Here is a 16,945-nt window from a genome sequence, read left to right as displayed (position 1 = left end):
TCAGGAGGCATCGATGCTAGAACGTACAAAACCTCGCCTCATCAATTCCGGGCAGGCATCGATGTTCGACCTGAACCAGCTCCGCTGTTTCGTCACGGTGGCCGAGGAGCTGCACTTCGGCCGCGCCGCGGCGCGACTCAACATGACCCAGCCGCCGCTCAGCCGGCAGATCCAGGTCCTCGAGCACATCATCGACGCGCCGCTGCTGGAGCGCACCAGCCGCTCGGTGCGGCTGACCCCTGCGGGGCGCAGCTTCCTGCCCGAAGCGCGGCGCATCCTCAAGCTCGCGGAGTCCGCTTCCCAGGTCGCGCGGCGCATCGCGCTCGGCAAGACCGGCTCGCTCAAGATCGGCTTCACCGCAGCGGCCGCTTACGGCTTTTTGCCTGATTTGATCGCGGCCGCGCGTGCCCGCCTGCCCGAGGTCGATTTCTCGCTGAAGGAAATGGTCTCCGGCGACCAGTTCGAGGCGCTCGCGACCGGCCAGATCGATGCCGGTCTGCTGCGGCCGCCGATTGCCCGGCCCGAGCTCGCGAGCCGGCGTGTGGTGGCCGAGCCGTTGCTCGCAGCGCTGCCGAAGAAGCATCCGCTGGCGAATGCCGAAACCCTCACGATCAAGGATTTCGACGACCAGCCCTTCGTGATGTACTCGCCCTATGAGAGCCGCTACTTCCACGATCTGCTGGTGGCGCTGTTCACGCGCGCCGACGTGCTGCCGCGCTATGTCCAGCATCTCAGCCAGATCCATTCGATCCTCGCGATGGTGCGCGCCGGGCTCGGCGTATCGATCGTGCCGGAAGCGGCCGCGAGCCTGAAGATCGCGGACGTCAGGCTGAAGCCGCTTAAGCTGCGCGGGCCTGCGCCCGTCGAGCTGTTCCTGGTCTGGCGGCGCGACCACGAGAACCAGTTGCTGCCGTCGCTGATCGAGATCGCAACGGAGATCGCCGCGCCCTATGTCCGCGGCGATTGATGCAGATATTGGATCGTTCGATACCGCGTTTGGCTTGGACCTGCATCGAACCATTTCCTAGAAAAGGCGCCGTGGACGCGCGCTGCTCGCGCATCCTTGATCCCATCAGCTCTTCCAAGGAGTGGCGCCATGAGCAAGATGACCCCTCAGGAGATGGCCCGGCAGATCGGCGGCGGCCTCCTCTCCTTTCCCGTGACCCCGTTCAAGGCGGATCTTTCCTTCGACGAGGCGACCTATCGCAGCAACATGGACTGGCTGTGCGGCCATGACGTCGCCGGCCTGTTCGCCGCCGGCGGCACCGGCGAGTTCTTCTCGCTGACCCCGTCGGAGGTCCCGCAGGTGGTGAAGGTCGCGGTCGAGGAGACCAGGGGCCGCGTGCCCGTGCTCGCCGGCACCGGCTACGGCACCGCGATCGCGCGCGAGATCGCGATCGGCGCGGAAAAGGCCGGCGCCGACGGTCTCTTGCTGCTGCCGCCCTACCTGACGCATTCCGAGCAGGACGGCCTCGCTGCCCATGTCGAGGCGGTGTGCGCCTCGGTGAAGATCGGCGTCATCGTCTACAACCGCGACAACGCCATCCTGCAGCCCGACACGCTGGCGCGCCTGGCCGATCGCTGCCCGAACCTCGTCGGCTACAAGGACGGCATCGGCGACATCGAACTGATGACCCGGGTCTACACCAGGCTCGGCGACCGCCTGACCTATGTCGGTGGGCTGCCGACTGCGGAAACCTTCGCGCTGCCTTATCTCGACATGGGCGTCACGACCTATTCGTCAGCCGTGTTCAACTTCGTGCCGGAATTTGCCACCAGCTTCTATGCCGCGGTGCGCCGGCGCGATCATCAGGCCATCCATGCAGGCCTGAGGGATTTCATCCTGCCACTGATCGCGATACGCAACCGCAAGAAGGGCTATGCGGTCTCGATCATCAAGGCCGGCATGAAGGTGATCGGCCGCGATTCCGGCCCGGTGCGGCCGCCGCTGACCGACCTGACCGAGCAGGAGTTGGCCGAGCTCGCGGCACTGGTGGCGAAGTTGCCGCTGACAGCGGCGCAACAGGCGGCAGAATAGACCGAGCCGGCAAAAGACGAAGACCGAGGGAGGAGCAGATGATTCAGAACACGATCCGCGCCGGCTTTTCCGGTGCCCCCGTCGTCACCGCGATGGAGGTGATCCCGGTCGCCGGCCGCGACGGCATGCTCCTCAACCTGAGCGGCGCGCATGCGCCGTTCTTCACCCGCAACCTCGTCATCCTCACAGACAATTCCGGCCACACCGGCGTCGGCGAGGTACCCGGTGGCGAGAAGATCAGGAAGACGCTGGAGGACGCCCGCGACCTCGTGGTCGGCCAGACCATCGGGGCCTGCAACAACATCCTGGCGTCGATGCGCGACACCTTCGCCGACCGCGACGCCGCTGGCCGCGGCAAGCAGACGTTCGACCTGCGCGTCACCATTCACGCGGTCACGGCGGTGGAGTCCGCGCTGCTCGACCTGCTCGGCCAGCATCTCAACCTGTCCGTTGCAGCCTTGCTCGGCGAAGGCCAGCAGCGCGCCAGCGTCGAGACGCTCGGCTATCTCTTCTTCGTCGGCGACATCAGGAAGACCAGTCTGCCCTATGTCGAGGGCGAGACCGGCAAGCCGGACTGGTTCAACCTGCGTCACCGGGAGGCGATGACACCCGACGCCGTGGTGCGGCTCGCCGAGGCCACGCAGGCGCATTACGGCTTCAGCGATTTCAAGCTCAAGGGCGGCGTGCTGCGCGGTGAGCAGGAGATCGAGGCCGTCGCCGCAATTGCAAAACGCTTTCCGAATGCCCGCGTCACCCTCGATCCCAACGGCGCCTGGTCGCTGGACGAGGCGATCCGCCTGTGCAGCAACATGCATGGCGTGCTCGCCTATGCCGAGGACCCCTGCGGCGCCGAAGCCGGCTTCTCCGGCCGCGAGATCATGGCCGAGTTCCGCCGCGCCACCGGGCTGCCGACCGCGACCAACATGATCGCGACGGACTGGCGCCAGCTCTCCCACGCGCTGCGGCTGGGCGCGGTCGACATTCCGCTCGCCGACCCGCATTTCTGGACGATGCAGGGCTCGGTGCGGGTGGCGCAGACCTGCCGAGACAACGGCCTGACCTGGGGCTCGCACTCCAACAACCATTTCGACATCTCGCTCGCGATGTTCACCCATGTCGGCGCCGCCGCGCCCGGCAAGGTGACCGCGATCGATACCCACTGGATCTGGCAGGACGGCCAGGCGTTGACCAAACAGCCATTGCAGATCCGGGGCGGCAAGATCGCGATCCCGGACCGTCCCGGCCTGGGCATCGAGATCGATCGCGGTGCCATTGAAGCTGCGAACGCGCTATACAGGCAGCATGGGCTCGGCGCCCGCGACGACGCGCTCGCCATGCAGTTCCTGATCCCCGGCTGGACCTTCGACGACAAGCGTCCCTGCCTCGTGCGTTAAAAACAAGGGTTGGAGAGAACCAATGACGGTCTTGCAGAAGAACTTCATCGCCGGCGAATGGGTCGACGGAACAGGCATCACGCGGGATATCAACCCCTCCAACACCAAGGACGTCGTCGGCGAATATGCCAGGGCCGACAAGGCGCAGACCGAGAAGGCGATCGCCGCAGCCAAAGCCGCGTTCCCGGCCTGGTCGCGCTCGACGCCGCAGGAGCGCTTCGATGCGCTGAACAGGATCTCGTCTGAAATCCTCTCCCGCAAGGAAGAGCTCGGCCGCCTGCTCGCCCGCGAGGAAGGCAAGACGCTGCCCGAGGGCATCGGCGAGGTCGCGCGCGCCGGGCAGATCTTCGCGTTCTTCGCCGGTGAGGCGCTGCGGCTGACCGGCGAAAAGGGCGCGTCGGTGCGTCCCGGCCTCGATGTCGAGATCACCCGCGAACCGGTCGGCGTCGTCGGCATGATCACGCCGTGGAATTTTCCGATCGCGATCCCGGCCTGGAAAATCGCGCCGGCGCTCTGCTACGGCAACACCGTCGTCTTCAAGCCGGCCGAGCTGGTGCCGGGCTCCGCGCATGCGCTGTCCGAGATCATTGCGCGCTCCGGCATTCCGGCCGGCGTCTTCAACCTCGTCGTTGGCTCCGGCTCGGTGGTCGGCCAGACCCTGCTCGAGCACCCTGATGTTGCTGCGATCTCCTTCACCGGCTCGGTACAGACAGGCCGCAAGATCGCGCAGGCCTGCGTGCTCTCCAATCCCATGAAGAAGTTCCAGCTCGAGATGGGCGGCAAGAACCCGCTGGTCGTGCTCGACGACGCCGACCTCAAGGTCGCCGTCGAGGTCGCGGTCAACGGCGCCTATTTCTCGACCGGCCAGCGCTGCACGGCCTCTTCGCGACTGATCGTCACCTCGGGCATTCATGACCGCTTCGTCGCGGCGATGACCGAGCGGATGAAGGGGCTCGCGGTCGACGACGCGTTGAAGAGCGGCGTGCATGTCGGCCCCGTGGTCGACCAGAGCCAGCTCGACCAGGACCTCCGCTACATCAAGATCGGCCAGGACGAAGGCGCCCGCCTGCACTGGGGCGGCGAGCTGTTGAACCGCGAGACGCCCGGCTTCTACCTGCAGCCCGCGCTGTTCACCGAGGCCAGCAACACCATGCGCATCGCCCGCGAGGAGATCTTCGGCCCGGTCGCCTGCGTGATCCGCGCCAGGGACTACGAGGAGGCGCTCGCGATCTCCAACGACACCGAGTTCGGCCTCGCCTCCGGCATCTGCACCACCAGCCTGAAATACGCCTCGCATTACAAGCGCAACAGCGAGGCCGGCATGGTGATGGTCAATCTGCCGACCGCCGGCGTCGACTATCACGTGCCGTTCGGCGGCCGCAAAGGCTCGAGCTACGGCGCACGCGAACAGGGCGCCTACGCCCGCGAGTTCTATACGACGGTGAAGACGGCCTACACGTTCCCGGGCTGATTCCCACCGCAGCGAACCTCAGGAGCACGCGTCATGGACCAATCGATCGGCGCCAAGGAGCAGCCCCGCTACATCAGGCTCAACGCGCGCGACAATGTCGCGATCGTCGTGAATGATTTCGGCCTGCCCGCCGGCTCCCGATTTCCGTGCGGCCTGACGCTGCGCGCCTTCGTGCCGCAGGGCCACAAGACCGCGCTGGAAGATATCGCCGAAGGCGCGCCGATCATCCGCTACGGCGAGGTGATCGGCACGGCTCTTTCGCCGATCCTTGCGGGCGAATGGGTCGATGAGGCGCGGATCCGCATGCCGGAAGCGCCACCGCTCGACAGGCTCGAGATCGCGACAGCGGTGCCCGCGCCGCTACCGCCGCTGGAGGGGTTTACCTTCGAGGGCTATCGCAATCCCGACGGCTCGGTGGGCACCAAGAACATCCTCGGCATTTCCTCCTCCGTGCAATGCGTCAAGGGCACGATGGAATATGCAGTGAAGCGCATCCGCGCCGAGCTGCTGCCGAAATACCCGAACGTCGATGACGTCGTGCCGCTGACGCACGCCTATGGCTGCGGCGTCGCGATTACGGCGCCCGACGCGGTGGTGCCGATCCGGACCCTTCAGAACCTCGCGCTCAACCCGAATTTCGGCGGCGAGATCCTGGTCGTCGGTCTCGGCTGCGAGAAACTCGCGCCCGAGCGGCTGGTGCCGGAAGGCGTCAGTGACGCGATCGTGCGGATGCAGGACGAAGCCTTCGACGGCTTTGGCGCGATCGTCGATGCCATCATGACCCAGGCCGAAGCCCGCCTGAAGGTTCTCAACACCCGCACGCGCGAGACTTGCCCAGCCTCCGATCTCGTGATCGGCCTGCAATGCGGCGGCAGCGATGCGTTCTCCGGTGTGACCGCCAATCCGGCCGTCGGCTTCGCCGCGGATCTTCTGGTGCGCGCCGGCGCGACCGTGATGTTCTCCGAGGTGACCGAAGTGCGCGATGCGATCCAGCTCCTGACCCGCCGCGCGGTCAATGAGGACGTCGGCCGTGCGCTGATCCGCGAGATGGCGTGGTACGATGCCTATCTGGCCCGCGGCGGTGCCGATCGCAGCGCCAACACGACGCCTGGCAACAAGAAGGGCGGGCTCGCCAACATCGTCGAGAAGTCGCTGGGCTCGATCGTCAAATCGGGCTCCGGTCCGATCACGGGCGTGCTGTCACCCGGCGAGAAGGCGCGCCAGAAAGGCATGCTGTTTGCGGCGACGCCCGCCAGCGATTTCATCTGCGGCACGCTGCAGCTCGCCTCCGGCATGACCTTGCAGGTGTTCACAACCGGCCGCGGCACGCCCTATGGCCTTGCGGCCGCGCCCGTCATCAAGGTCGCGACCCGCAGCGAGCTGGCGCGGCGCTGGAAGGACCTGATCGATTTCGACGCCGGTTGCATCGCGACCGGCGACAAGACGATCGAGGAAACCGGCTGGGACCTGTTCCGCCTGATCCTCGACGTCGCCAGCGGCCGCACCAGGCCGTGGTCGGATCGCTGGGGCATCCACAACGATCTCACGCTGTTCAATCCTGCGCCGGTGACCTAGAGACACAGGCGACGCCACGCCGCCGGCATTCCGGAACAGAAAAGCCCGCCGCGACATCGTCAGCGGCGAGCTTTTGCCGTTCTCGGCGAGATGTCCCGATCAACCATCAGTCGTCGTGATGGATGACGGTCTTGCTGCGGTTGCCCATATCGTCTTGCTTCTTGATCACCGTGGTGCGGTCATGCGGCTCGCGCTCCTTGATGACGGTGCGGTCACGATCGCGATGTTCGGGCGCCTGGCCCACCGTCACTCCGGCACCGACCGGCCCGACACGAACACCGACATCATCAGCAAAGGCAGGCGCGGCGAGCGCGCCGACCATGGCCGCGGCAAACAGGTATTTCTTCATGTCTCTCCTCCACACTCTGCGAGTGGTGGAAAACGTCGAACGCGACGAACCGTTCCTGCGCAGGTTGCGCTGCAGCTCAGGGGAACCCGCTGAACGGACATTCACGTGTGTGGCGAAATGCTCATGTTCCACGCGTTGAATAGCCGGAATTGCTGCCCCACGTCCTCCGTAACAGGAGGACATCTCATGAAGCAGTCGCAGCATTTTCTCGACAATGCGGACAATTGCGCGCAGCTTGCCGAACGCGCCACCGACGAGCCGACCTTCAATCGCTACAAGCGGATGGAAGCAGCCTGGCGTGCATTGGCACGAGAGCAGGATTGGCTCGACGGCGAAACGTCACCCGCCGACGCTCCCGCTGCGGAGGCGCGGCGCGCCCGAGGCGCCGCCTGATGACGATTTAACCTCAACTCGCCGCGCTTTAGTCCGTGCTCCTCTGGCGTTGCCAGCGCAGCAGATAGGCCTGCAGGCGCCAGATGATCGTCGACAGCACGACACCGACCAGCATCAGCACCACGACGGCCACCATCATGCCCGAGGCTTCGCCCCGTGCCTCCGACTCGATGATCAGCCGGCCGATGCCGCGTTCGGCGCCGATGAACTCGCCGACGATCACGCCGATCAGCGCGAACGAGATCGCCGGTGTCAGCGAGGCGAACACCCAGGCCATGGTCGAGGGGATCACCACCGTGCGGGTGATCTGCCATTCCGAGGCGCCGAGCAGCCGCGCGGCGTTGGTGAACCCCTCGTCGATCGAGCGCGCGCCTTCGAAGGTGTTGAAGAACACCAGGAAGACCACGACGATCCAGGAGGTCACGATCTTGGACATATCGCCGATCCCGAACGCCAGCACGATGATCGGCGCCAGCGCGATCCGCGGGATCGAATTCACCGCGGTGATGAAGGGCTGAAAGATCGCACTCAGGCGGTCGGAGCGTCCCAGCACGAGCCCGGCGACGAAGCCGGAGGTCACGCCCGCGATGAAGCCGAAGAAGGTGTTCTTCAGCGTCACCGCGGTCGCGGCCCAGAGATTGTTCTCGTTGCGCGCCAGACATTTTGCGAAGTCGCCGTTCAGCCAGCCGTTGAAGGTGCCGAGCTTCGAGGTGAGGCAGCTCTGGATCAGGAAATTGTCAGCTATCATCGACGGCTTCGATATGAAGTAGGGATCGAGCAAATCCGGTACCAGCCACGGCAGCCTGCCATGCAGGTCGTAGCCCCATTGCCAGACCGACAGCACCACGATGCAGATCAGCGCCTGCCATGCGACCGTGTTCAGCGTGCTGAAGCCTCTCATGCGCTGCGGCCCTTGACGAATTCCTCTCCGAGCGAGTGCCAGATGTGCTGGAACAGCTCGGCATAGCGTGGGGTCTCGCGCACCTTCACCGCGTCACGGGGCCGCGCGAAGTCGACCTCGAACATGTCCTTGATGCGGCCCGGCCGCGCCGAGAACAGGATGATACGGTCGGCCAGCGTCAGCGCCTCGCCGAGATCGTGGGTGACGAACAGCACCGTCTGCTGCTCGCGCTCCCAGATCCTGAGCAGCACCTCGTGCATGTCGATCTTGGTGTGGGTGTCGAGCGCGCCGAACGGTTCGTCCATCAGGAGGATCTGCGGCTCGACGATCAGGGTCCGCATCAGCGCCACGCGCTGGCGCATGCCGCCCGACAGCGCCGACGGGTAAGCGCTTTCGAATCCCTTGAGGCCCGCTTGCGCGACGCATTCCGCGATACGCTCCTTCCGTTCATGAGCCGCGACGCCAGCCAGTTCCAGCCCATAACCGATATTGTCGGCGATGCTCCGCCACGGAAACAGCGTGTCGCGCTGGAACACATAGCCTACATTGGACGTCGCCTTGCCGGCGACGACGCGCTTGCCGTCGATCAGGACGTCCCCGCCGCTCGGCCGGATCAGCGAGGCGATCATGTTGAGCACGGTGCTCTTGCCCGAGCCCGACGGCCCCAGCAGCGCGACGAATTCGCCGCGCCGCACGTCGAACGAGACGTTGCGGACCGCCTCGATCGTGGTCTTCGCGAGCTGGAACGACTTGCTCAGCCCTTTGACCTCGACCCGCCTTGTATCCGGCGGCCGCGGCTGCGGCGCTGCGCTGGTCGCGAGCGCGCTCAACCCGGATAGGCCTTTCGCGCCGCCTCGATGAGGCTCGTGTTGACGACGTCCTCGATCTTGAGCGGCTTGATGCCGGTCATCTCGCGAAACCAGACCTTTTCGCCCCGCGCAAAGCCCGCAGCGTCGATCGTGCCATCATAGTCCGCGACCTTCTGGATCGCCGATATCTCGAGCAGGTTGGCCTCGCGCGAGGTGCTGCCGACATAGGGCTCGATGGTGTCGTAGATCTCGGTCGGCTTATGGGCCTTGATCCATTGCGCGGCCCGCCACAAGGCGGTGACGTAGGCTTGCATCTTGGCCGGATCCTTGTCGATCGTCGCCTGCAGCGTGAAGTGCGCTGTCACCGGTACCTTGCCGCCGATATACTTGTTCCAGATCGTCTCGTCGGTGCCGTCGAACAGCAGCTCGCCCCAACCCTGCTGCTGGGCTTCATTGAGCAGCGACAGCGAAGAGACGAGGATGTCGACCTGCTTCGACTTCAGCGATCCCAGCATGGTGTCGACATTGCCGGTGCCGATCCAGGTCACCTTGTCGTCGAGTCCCATGGCTTCCATGTAGTAGGACGACCAGACATGGTTGGTGCCACCGAGCGAGGACACCGAGACGATCGGCTTGCGGCCGTCGGGCCGCTTCCACTGTGTAAACGCCTCCAGCGTGTTGATGCCCTGGTCCTTCAAGTCCTTGCGGAGGATGAACATCACGGAGTTCGACCTCGTATCCACGGGCAGCAGGATGCGGGCGGCGCGGCCGTGATTGGTCAGTTGCATCGGATGGGTGACGTCACCTATGCCGATATCGCCTTGCGATGATGCTATGATCTCGCGGGTCTTCACGCCGCTGCCACCCTGGATGAGCTTGCAGTCGAGCCCGGCCTCCTTGAAATAGCCGATACGGTCGGCGACGAATTGCGTCTGATAGACCGGCACCGCGACCGGATAGATCACGCGACCCGGAATCGCGTCGGCCCATGCGTGCCTGCTCGCAAGAGCCGTGCCGCTCGCGGCGATCACCGTCAATGCCGAACGCCTGGAGATGCGAGCCATCACGCGTGCTCCCTGGCCGAGACCCTGTCGAGCGCGCTCAGCACCGCATCGCCCATCTCGACGGTCGAAAGCTTCTTCGTGCCGGCCTCGGCAATGTCGGCGGTCCGCGCGCCCGAGGCGAGCGCGGTCTGCACCGCCTTCTCGAGGAGGTCAGCATCATCGGGGCGGTTCAATGTCAGGCGCAGCATCATCGCCACGCTCAGGATCGAGCCGAGCGGATTGGCGATGCCGCGCCCCGCGATGTCGGGCGCGCTGCCATGCACCGGCTCGTACAGCGCCTTGCGCCGGCCGTAGCGGTCGACCGGGCCGAGCGAGGCCGACGGCAGCATGCCGAGCGAACCCGAGGCCATCGCCGCACAATCGGACAGGATGTCGCCGAAGATGTTGCCGGTCACTATCACGTCGAACTGCCGCGGCTCGCGCACGATCTGCATCGCGGCATTGTCGACATAGAGATGCGTCAGCTCGACGTCGGAGAATTCGTCCCTGTGCAGCGCGATCACCTCCTCGCGCCAGACCACGCTGGTCTCCAGCACATTGGCCTTGTCGACCGAGCAGACCTTGCCGCGCCGCGTCCGCGCCAGCTCGAACGCCGACCGCGCCACGCGGCGGATCTGGTTGGTGGTGTATTGCTCGGTGTTGAAGCCGCGGCGCTGGCCATCCGGCAAAGTCTCGATGCCGCGCGGCTCGCCGAAATAGATGCCGCTGGTCAGTTCGCGGATGATGACGAAATCGACGCCGTCGAGCACCTCCGCCTTGAGCGGCGCAGATGCCGCAAGCGCAGGACTAGCCACGATCGGCCGCAAATTGGCGTAGAGATCGTATTTGCTGCGCAGGCCCAGCAGGCTGCCTGCCTTGCGCGCCGCCGCCGGCACCTCCTTGGTCTCGGGGCCACCGGTCGCGCCCCACAGGATCGCGTCGGCCTCGTCCATCGCCTCGGCAGTGTCTTCCGGCAGCACCTTGCCGGTTGCGAGATAGGGGATCAGCCCATATTGCGCCTCGCGCAGCGTCATCGGCGCGCCGCGCTTGGCAGCGAACCAGTCGAGCACCCGGCGCGACTGCGCCGTAACCTCGGGACCGATGCCCTCGCCGCCGACCACGGCGACCTTGATCATGTTGGATTGCGTGCTCATGCCGATGTCCTTGCAAGGTGAATCCAGGGGCGCGCCGCGCGGTCGGAGGCCTGGAAGGCGCGGATCTCGTCATCGCGCATGAGCGTCAGCGCGACCTCGTCGAGCCCCTGCAACAGTCCCTCTCGCCGCCGCGGATCGATCTCGAAGGAATGGCGCTGGCCCGACGGCGAGACGATGGTCTGCGTCTCCAGATCGATCGAGACCTTGCCCGCGCCCTGCGTCGCCTCGATATCGGCGGCGAGTGAATCGACGATCCTCTTGTCGACGACGACAGGCAAAATTCCGTTCTGGAAGCAGTTGGCGAAGAAGATGTCACCGAAGCCGGAGCCGATGACGGCGCGGATGCCCATCTCCTGCAGCGACCACACCGCGCCCTCGCGCGACGAGCCGCAGCCGAAATTCGGCCCCGTGACCAGGATCTCCGCCTGCCGGTATGGTTCGCGGTTGAGGATGAAATCGGGATTCTCGGAGCCGTCGGGAAGATAGCGCAGCGAGCCGAACGCCCATTTACCGAGCGTGCCGCGCACGGAATTGCCGACCAGCCGCTCGATGCGGATGATCACGTCGGTATCGATATTGCCGCGCATGATCGGCGCAGCCGTCGCGGTGAGCTTGTTGAACGGTTGCGGCATCCCTAGCGCCCCATCATCCTGACGTCAGTGATCGCGCCGGCGATGGCGGAGGCCGCGGCGCTCGCCGGGCTTGCCAGATGCGTCCGCGCGCGGGGGCCCTGGCGGCCGACGAAATTGCGGTTCGAGGTCGAGACCGAGCGCTGCCCGGGCGCCACCACTTCGCCATTGGCGGCAAGGCACATCGAGCAGCCGGGTTCGCGCCATTCGAAACCGGCCTCGGTGAATATCTTGTCGAGCCCTTCGGCGACAGCCTCGCGCTTGATGGTCTCCGAGCCCGGTACCACCCAGGCGCGGACACCGGCGGCGACCTTGCGGCCACGCGCCACTTCGGCCGCGGCGCGCAGGTCGCTCAGCCGGCTGTTGGTGCAGGAGCCGATGAACACCCAGTCCACCGGCGTGCCCGCGATCGGCGCACCGGCTTGCAGGCCCATATACTCCAGCGCCGTCTCGATCGCGGCACGACGTGCGGGATCGTCGACCGCCCCGGGATCGGGAATCCGGCCGTCGACGCCGATGACATGCTCGGGACTGATGCCCCAGGTCACCTGCGGAATGATCTTTTCGACATCGATCACGACCTCGCGGTCGAACACAGCATCCGGATCGCTCGGCAATTGACGCCACGCCGTGACCGCCTGCTCCCACAGCGCGCCCTGCGGTGCATAGGGGCGGCCGCGCAGGAATTCAAACGTGGTCTCGTCGGGCGCCACCATGCCCATCTTGGCCCCGAGTTCGATCGAGAGATTGCAGATCGTGAGCCGTCCTTCGATCGGAAGATCGCGGATCGTGCTGCCGGCATATTCGACCGCATAACCGGTGCCGCCGGCGGCGCCGATGTGGCCGATCAGCGCCAGGATCATGTCCTTGGCGGTGACGCCGAGCGGCAGTTTGCCCTCGAACCGCGCGCGCAGTGTTTTCGGCCGGCGCTGGATCAGCGCCTGCGTCGCCAGCACATGGGTGAGCTCGCTCGACCCGATGCCGAAGGCGAGCGCGCCGAGGCCGCCATGGGTGCAGGTGTGGCTGTCGCCGCAGACGATGGTGACACCGGGCAGGCTCAAGCCGAGCTCGGGCCCGATCACATGGACGATGCCCTGGCCGGGCTGATCGACATCGAACATCGTGATGCCGCTCGCCGCCGTCTCGGCCCGGAGCGCGGCCAGCAGGTCCTGCCCGATCTTGCTGGTCCCGGCCCGGCCATGTGCCGTGGAGATGGCGTGATCGGGCGTCGCAAAGGTCAGCTCGGGATTATGGACCTTGAGGCCACGGCTCTTGAGGTCGAGCAGGCCGCGCGAGCCGCCGAGATCGTGCAGCAGATGGCGGTCGACATGCAGGAGATCGGTGTCTTCGCTCAAGCGGGCAATGACATGCTGGTCCCAGATCTTGGCCAGCATCGTACGACCGGTCTTTTCCAAGACAGTCCTCCCTCTGCGTTCTTGCGGCAGCGGCACTCGCCGCCGATCACCGCTTTTGACGCGGCTTCGCTTGGGGGCATCAAATCACGATCGCCGCCCACCCCGCCAGAGCGGAGTGGCGAACATGACATCGCGGGAGGGCTGCGCTTGTGCAGCTTGACAAAAGCAGTAGCCCGGATGGAGCGAAGCGCAATCCGGGCTACTGAAACGTTCCGGACTACTCCGGTCCAAACTCGCTCAGCTCGCCAGCGCCTCTTCCGGCATCACGACCGACAGATGCTGGCTCTCGGCGACGGCGCGGTTGGTGATGCGGCCGCGATGGACGTTGAGGCCGGCGCGCAGATGCGGGTCCTCGACCAGCGCGCGCAGCCCCTTCGACGCCAGCGCGAGGCCGAACGGCAGGGTGGCGTGGTTGAGCGCGTGGCTCGAGGTGACGGGCACCGCGCCCGGCATGTTGGCGACGCAGTAGTGCACGATGTCGTCGACCAGATAGGTCGGGGCCTGGTGCGTGGTCGGCTTCGAGGTCTCGAAGCAGCCGCCCTGGTCGATCGCGACATCGACCAGCACCGCGCGCCGCTTCATGATGCCAAGCTGCGCCCGCGAGACCAGCTTTGGCGCGCTGGCGCCGGGCACCAGCACGGCACCGATCACGACGTCGGCGGCGACGATCTCCTGCTCGATCGCCTCCAGCGTGGCATAGCGGGTGCGGACCCGCCCGAGGAAGATGTCATCGAGCACGCGCAGCCGCGGCAACGAGCGGTCGAGGATCGTGACTTCGCTGCCGAGCCCGGCTGCCATGCGCGCCGCGTGCGTGCCGACTACTCCGCCGCCGATGATCGCAACCCGCGCCGGCGGCACGCCCGGAACGCCGCCGAGCAGCTTGCCCATGCCGTCGGCGGACTTGCGCAGCGCCGCGCCTGCGGCCTCGATCGCAAGCCGGCCGGCGACCTCGCTCATCGGCGCCAGCAGCGGCAGCCCGCCATGCGCATCGGTGACGGTCTCGTAGGCGATCGCGGTGCAGCCGGAGGCGATCAGCCCCGTGGTCTGGGGAACGTCGGGGGCGAGATGCAGATAGGTAAAGAGGATCTGGCCTTCGCGCAGCCGCGTCCATTCGGATGGCTGCGGCTCCTTCACCTTCACGATCATGTCGCCGACGGAGAACACCTCTTCGGCAGTGTCGACGACCGCAGCGCCGGCCAGCCGGTACGCGTCGTCGCCGGCGCCGATGCCCTCGCCGGCCCCTTGCTGGACCACGACCTGATGGCCGTGCGCCACATACTCCCGGACCGAGGCCGGCGTCAGTCCGACGCGATATTCCTCGACCTTGATCTCCTTCGGCACCCCGACGCGCATGGTCCGCTCCCTTGATTGAATGCTTCCGCTATCTCCGAGGCTAATCCTCGTCAGGTGGCGTTTCTCAGCGAATTCCGTCTTGCCCACATCCGGTTACGCTCATATCCTTCGCACAAGGCGAGAAAAATAGAGGAAAGCTGCGTGGACGGTCTCGATCGCATCGACTCGCGAATCCTTGCCGAGCTGGTCTCGGACGCCCGCGCCAGCCAGATCGAGCTCGCCGAGAAGGTCGGGCTGTCGCCAACCGCATGCGCCCGGCGGATCCGCCATCTCGAGGAGACCGGCGTCATCCGCGGCTATCGCGCCGATCTCGAGCCGACCGCGCTTGGCCTGGTGACGACAGTCGTGGTCACCATCACGCTGGAAAAGCAGAGCGAGGATTATCTCGCGGCCTTCGAGGCCGCGATCGCGCGCTGCCCCGATGTCGTGTCGTGCCATTTGATGTCGGGCAGCGACGATTATCATCTGCAGGTCATTGCCCGCGACATCGCCGACTTCGAGCGCATCCACAAGCAGCATCTGTCACGGATGCCGGGCGTCGCCCGCATTCATTCCAGCTTCGCGATGCGCGAGGTGGTCCGCCGCACCATTCCGGAAACCGCGCTGCGCGGCTGACAATCAGGTCGGGTTGCGGCTCGCGCGCGGCCACATCCGCGCCAGCGTCTCGTCCTTCTTCACGACGACATGCCAGAGCGTCGCGGCGATGTGCAGTGCGACCGCGAGATAGACCAGATAGGCGAGCGCGCCGTGCGCGACCTCGCCGGCATGCTCGACCGTTTGATTGTGCGCGAACAGGCGCGGCCAGCTGAAGGTCCAGAAATACCGCAGGGAATAGCCGCCTGCCGACGAGAACATGTAACCCGTGACCGGCATGATGAAGAGGATGGCGTAGAGCGCCCAGTGATTGAGCCGCGCCGCGATCCGCACCATTGGCGAGAACGACCCCGGCCCCTGTGGCGCTGACGTCGCAAGCCGCACCATCAGCCGGAGGATCGCCAGGAAGAACAACGACACTCCGAGCGACTTGTGCACTTCAAGCAGTTCACGCCGGGGCGACGTTCCCGGGGCCTGCAGCCCGCAATATAACCCGATCAGCATCGCGGCGATGAACAGGATCGCGGTCGCCCAATGGATCCTGCGCAACAACGGATCGTAGCTGGTCGTCACTTCCGTTGTCACAATCGCCTTCGGGCCGGGTTCACGAAGGCCGTGAGTAGATGATCGCGCCTTCTCTGCCTACCGGGCAAAACATCAGCTTCGATCACAATCGCGAAGACGGACGGCCAATGTGACACGGCCTCCACGCCGCCCCCGCACACAGATTTTTTAGTCGTGATCCCCCATCTTTTGTGACAGAATTACTACGATCCAATGTCAATTCGGTTACACGCGGAGCGGTGAATGAGCATGGAGTGGCGGGCACGGCCGGTTTCGCTGGCCTGGTCGAATCCGGTGGTCCGCTGGTGGGGCCTGTTAACCTTGGTGAGCGGCGCCAACATCGCGGTGTGGTTCGCGCTGTATCGCCAGTTCGACGAGCAGGCCAAGGGCACCCTGAGCAGCACCTCCGGCATCGGCCTGATGCTGCTGCTCTGCGCAGCCTATGTGTTCGGCTGCGCGTTCCGCTCGGTGCTGCCGCGCGCCGACGTCCAACGCATCTGCCTGTTCGACACCTGGCTGTCGAGCGTCGCCGTCGGTCGCACCGTCGCGACGATCGCCGAGATGTGCTTCGCCGCGCAATGGGCGATGTTCCTCTATCAGCTCGGCAACATGACCGGCGCCGAGACCACCGTGACCATCGCCTGGATCATCGTGCCGTTGATCCTGATCGCGGAATGCTTCTCCTGGTACGCTGTGCTGACCACCCACTATCTCGGCAACGCGATCGAGAACTCGATCTGGGCCGTCGTCTTCTTCCTGATCGGGATCGCGCTGTGCCGGCTGTTGCCGGAGTTCTCCGGTCCGGTGCGCTGGGCCTTCATCGTCGCCATCGTCGGAATCGCGGGCTATCTCGCCTTCCTGATGACCATCGACGTTCCGATGTATCTGAACCGCTGGCGCGCCGAGCTCGCCGCCGGCGGCACGCTGCTGCACCCGCTGGACGGCCTGCGCGACGTCAGCACGCGCTGGGTCGTGACCCACGACATCGCCGAATGGCGGGAAGAGATCGCCTGGATGTCGCTCTATTTCAGCATGGCGGTCTGGTCATCACTGGCAATCTGCGTCGGCTATTCGCTCGAGGATCAACTGCCGCGCTACCGCACCGAGCCGGCGATCGTCAGTACGGCGCCGGCGATCGTCAGCACGACGCCGGGGATCGTCAGCACGACGCCGGGGATCGTCAGCACGCTATCTCCGGCGCAGCACACCGCGACGGCCGAAACGGCACCAGCCCGCCGGAACTGATCCATTGCCGGGGATGGG

General features: G+C 65.8%; 17 protein-coding genes. 8 read left to right on the top strand and 9 right to left on the bottom strand.

Features of this window, described 5'->3' with window-relative positions:
* Nucleotides 1–61 precede the first annotated feature (61 nt).
* From JQ586_RS03810 to garD, 5 genes are all read left to right on the top strand, one after another.
* Nucleotides 62–967 carry a LysR substrate-binding domain-containing protein gene (locus JQ586_RS03810; RefSeq protein ID WP_212393572.1) on the top strand — a complete coding sequence of 302 codons (906 nt, stop codon included), beginning with the start codon at nucleotides 62–64 and terminating at the stop codon, nucleotides 965–967.
* A 129-nt stretch (nucleotides 968–1,096) separates the two neighbouring features.
* Complete coding sequence (kdgD, locus tag JQ586_RS03805; protein ID WP_212393158.1) at nucleotides 1,097–2,038, top strand: 5-dehydro-4-deoxyglucarate dehydratase; 942 nt, start codon at nucleotides 1,097–1,099, stop codon at nucleotides 2,036–2,038.
* A gap of 38 nt (nucleotides 2,039–2,076) precedes the next feature.
* Nucleotides 2,077–3,432: a glucarate dehydratase gene (gene gudD / locus JQ586_RS03800; protein WP_212393157.1), complete on the top strand. Its 1,356-nt coding sequence runs from the start codon at nucleotides 2,077–2,079 to the stop codon at nucleotides 3,430–3,432.
* A 22-nt stretch (nucleotides 3,433–3,454) separates the two neighbouring features.
* On the top strand, nucleotides 3,455–4,903 hold the full coding sequence (locus tag JQ586_RS03795) for an aldehyde dehydrogenase family protein (protein ID WP_212393156.1): 1,449 nt from the start codon (nucleotides 3,455–3,457) through the stop codon (nucleotides 4,901–4,903).
* Nucleotides 4,904–4,936: 33 nt separating this feature from the next.
* Nucleotides 4,937–6,478 carry a galactarate dehydratase gene (gene garD, locus JQ586_RS03790; protein ID WP_212393155.1) on the top strand — a complete coding sequence of 514 codons (1,542 nt, stop codon included), beginning with the start codon at nucleotides 4,937–4,939 and terminating at the stop codon, nucleotides 6,476–6,478.
* 106 nt (nucleotides 6,479–6,584) lie between these two features.
* Here garD and JQ586_RS03785 read toward each other — a convergent pair whose 3' ends face one another.
* Nucleotides 6,585–6,827 carry a hypothetical protein gene (locus JQ586_RS03785; RefSeq protein WP_212393154.1) on the bottom strand — a complete coding sequence of 81 codons (243 nt, stop codon included), beginning with the start codon at nucleotides 6,825–6,827 and terminating at the stop codon, nucleotides 6,585–6,587.
* 186 nt (nucleotides 6,828–7,013) lie between these two features.
* Between JQ586_RS03785 and JQ586_RS03780 the strand changes: the two genes are divergently transcribed.
* The gene (locus JQ586_RS03780) at nucleotides 7,014–7,220 is read left to right on the top strand and encodes a hypothetical protein (protein WP_212393153.1); all 207 of its coding nucleotides are present in this window, start codon (nucleotides 7,014–7,016) and stop codon (nucleotides 7,218–7,220) included.
* A gap of 28 nt (nucleotides 7,221–7,248) precedes the next feature.
* Here JQ586_RS03780 and JQ586_RS03775 read toward each other — a convergent pair whose 3' ends face one another.
* The 7 genes from JQ586_RS03775 to ald form a co-directional block, all read right to left on the bottom strand.
* A complete protein-coding gene (locus JQ586_RS03775) occupies nucleotides 7,249–8,121 on the bottom strand; it encodes an ABC transporter permease (RefSeq protein ID WP_212393152.1) in 873 nt (290 codons plus the stop codon).
* On the bottom strand, nucleotides 8,118–8,951 hold the full coding sequence (locus tag JQ586_RS03770; RefSeq protein ID WP_212393151.1) for an ABC transporter ATP-binding protein: 834 nt from the start codon (nucleotides 8,949–8,951) through the stop codon (nucleotides 8,118–8,120). The genes JQ586_RS03775 and JQ586_RS03770 overlap by 4 nt, the downstream gene beginning before the upstream one ends.
* On the bottom strand, nucleotides 8,948–9,994 hold the full coding sequence (locus JQ586_RS03765; protein WP_212393150.1) for an ABC transporter substrate-binding protein: 1,047 nt from the start codon (nucleotides 9,992–9,994) through the stop codon (nucleotides 8,948–8,950). Before JQ586_RS03765 ends, JQ586_RS03770 begins: the two co-directional genes overlap by 4 nt.
* Entirely contained in the window at nucleotides 9,994–11,127 is a 1,134-nt protein-coding gene (leuB, locus tag JQ586_RS03760) for a 3-isopropylmalate dehydrogenase (RefSeq protein WP_212393149.1), read from the bottom strand. Before leuB ends, JQ586_RS03765 begins: the two co-directional genes overlap by 1 nt.
* Entirely contained in the window at nucleotides 11,124–11,759 is a 636-nt protein-coding gene (gene leuD / locus JQ586_RS03755) for a 3-isopropylmalate dehydratase small subunit (protein ID WP_212393148.1), read from the bottom strand. The genes leuB and leuD overlap by 4 nt, the downstream gene beginning before the upstream one ends.
* A gap of 2 nt (nucleotides 11,760–11,761) precedes the next feature.
* Nucleotides 11,762–13,150, bottom strand: coding sequence for a 3-isopropylmalate dehydratase large subunit (gene leuC / locus JQ586_RS03750; RefSeq protein WP_409410959.1), 1,389 nt, complete (start codon nucleotides 13,148–13,150; stop codon nucleotides 11,762–11,764).
* 258 nt (nucleotides 13,151–13,408) lie between these two features.
* Nucleotides 13,409–14,524 (bottom strand): alanine dehydrogenase, encoded by a 1,116-nt coding sequence (gene ald / locus JQ586_RS03745; protein WP_212393146.1) that lies wholly within the window; start codon nucleotides 14,522–14,524, stop codon nucleotides 13,409–13,411.
* Between the two features lie 126 nt (nucleotides 14,525–14,650).
* Between ald and JQ586_RS03740 the strand changes: the two genes are divergently transcribed.
* Nucleotides 14,651–15,139 carry an Lrp/AsnC family transcriptional regulator gene (locus JQ586_RS03740; RefSeq protein ID WP_212393571.1) on the top strand — a complete coding sequence of 163 codons (489 nt, stop codon included), beginning with the start codon at nucleotides 14,651–14,653 and terminating at the stop codon, nucleotides 15,137–15,139.
* A gap of 3 nt (nucleotides 15,140–15,142) precedes the next feature.
* Here the strand turns inward: JQ586_RS03740 and JQ586_RS03735 are convergent, their stop codons facing one another.
* The gene (locus tag JQ586_RS03735) at nucleotides 15,143–15,703 is read right to left on the bottom strand and encodes a cytochrome b (RefSeq protein WP_212393145.1); all 561 of its coding nucleotides are present in this window, start codon (nucleotides 15,701–15,703) and stop codon (nucleotides 15,143–15,145) included.
* Nucleotides 15,704–15,931: 228 nt separating this feature from the next.
* Here JQ586_RS03735 and JQ586_RS03730 point away from each other — a divergent pair, with 228 nt between their 5' ends.
* On the top strand, nucleotides 15,932–16,927 hold the full coding sequence (locus JQ586_RS03730) for a hypothetical protein (RefSeq protein WP_249147314.1): 996 nt from the start codon (nucleotides 15,932–15,934) through the stop codon (nucleotides 16,925–16,927).
* The last annotated feature ends 18 nt before the right edge of the window (nucleotides 16,928–16,945 follow it).

It is taken from the genome of Bradyrhizobium jicamae (assembly GCF_018130215.1).
Classification (GTDB): Bacteria; Pseudomonadota; Alphaproteobacteria; order Rhizobiales; family Xanthobacteraceae; genus Bradyrhizobium; species Bradyrhizobium jicamae_A.
The sequence above is the reverse complement of the archived record's forward strand: the minus strand, read 5'-3'. Positions and strand labels throughout refer to the sequence as shown.

What these genes read in the sequence shown, in the direction of transcription:
- JQ586_RS03810 (WP_212393572.1), top strand. Translation starts at nt 62, where the DNA reads ATGTTCGACCTGAACCAGCTCCGCTGTTTCGTCACGGTGGCCGAGGAG.
- kdgD (WP_212393158.1), top strand. Translation starts at nt 1,097, where the DNA reads ATGAGCAAGATGACCCCTCAGGAGATGGCCCGGCAGATCGGCGGCGGC.
- gudD (WP_212393157.1), top strand. Translation starts at nt 2,077, where the DNA reads ATGATTCAGAACACGATCCGCGCCGGCTTTTCCGGTGCCCCCGTCGTC.
- JQ586_RS03795 (WP_212393156.1), top strand. Translation starts at nt 3,455, where the DNA reads ATGACGGTCTTGCAGAAGAACTTCATCGCCGGCGAATGGGTCGACGGA.
- garD (WP_212393155.1), top strand. Translation starts at nt 4,937, where the DNA reads ATGGACCAATCGATCGGCGCCAAGGAGCAGCCCCGCTACATCAGGCTC.
- JQ586_RS03785 (WP_212393154.1), bottom strand. Translation starts at nt 6,827, where the DNA reads ATGAAGAAATACCTGTTTGCCGCGGCCATGGTCGGCGCGCTCGCCGCG.
- JQ586_RS03780 (WP_212393153.1), top strand. Translation starts at nt 7,014, where the DNA reads ATGAAGCAGTCGCAGCATTTTCTCGACAATGCGGACAATTGCGCGCAG.
- JQ586_RS03775 (WP_212393152.1), bottom strand. Translation starts at nt 8,121, where the DNA reads ATGAGAGGCTTCAGCACGCTGAACACGGTCGCATGGCAGGCGCTGATC.
- JQ586_RS03765 (WP_212393150.1), bottom strand. Translation starts at nt 9,994, where the DNA reads ATGGCTCGCATCTCCAGGCGTTCGGCATTGACGGTGATCGCCGCGAGC.
- leuB (WP_212393149.1), bottom strand. Translation starts at nt 11,127, where the DNA reads ATGAGCACGCAATCCAACATGATCAAGGTCGCCGTGGTCGGCGGCGAG.
- leuD (WP_212393148.1), bottom strand. Translation starts at nt 11,759, where the DNA reads ATGCCGCAACCGTTCAACAAGCTCACCGCGACGGCTGCGCCGATCATG.
- leuC (WP_409410959.1), bottom strand. Translation starts at nt 13,150, where the DNA reads ATGCTGGCCAAGATCTGGGACCAGCATGTCATTGCCCGCTTGAGCGAA.
- ald (WP_212393146.1), bottom strand. Translation starts at nt 14,524, where the DNA reads ATGCGCGTCGGGGTGCCGAAGGAGATCAAGGTCGAGGAATATCGCGTC.
- JQ586_RS03730 (WP_249147314.1), top strand. Translation starts at nt 15,932, where the DNA reads ATGGAGTGGCGGGCACGGCCGGTTTCGCTGGCCTGGTCGAATCCGGTG.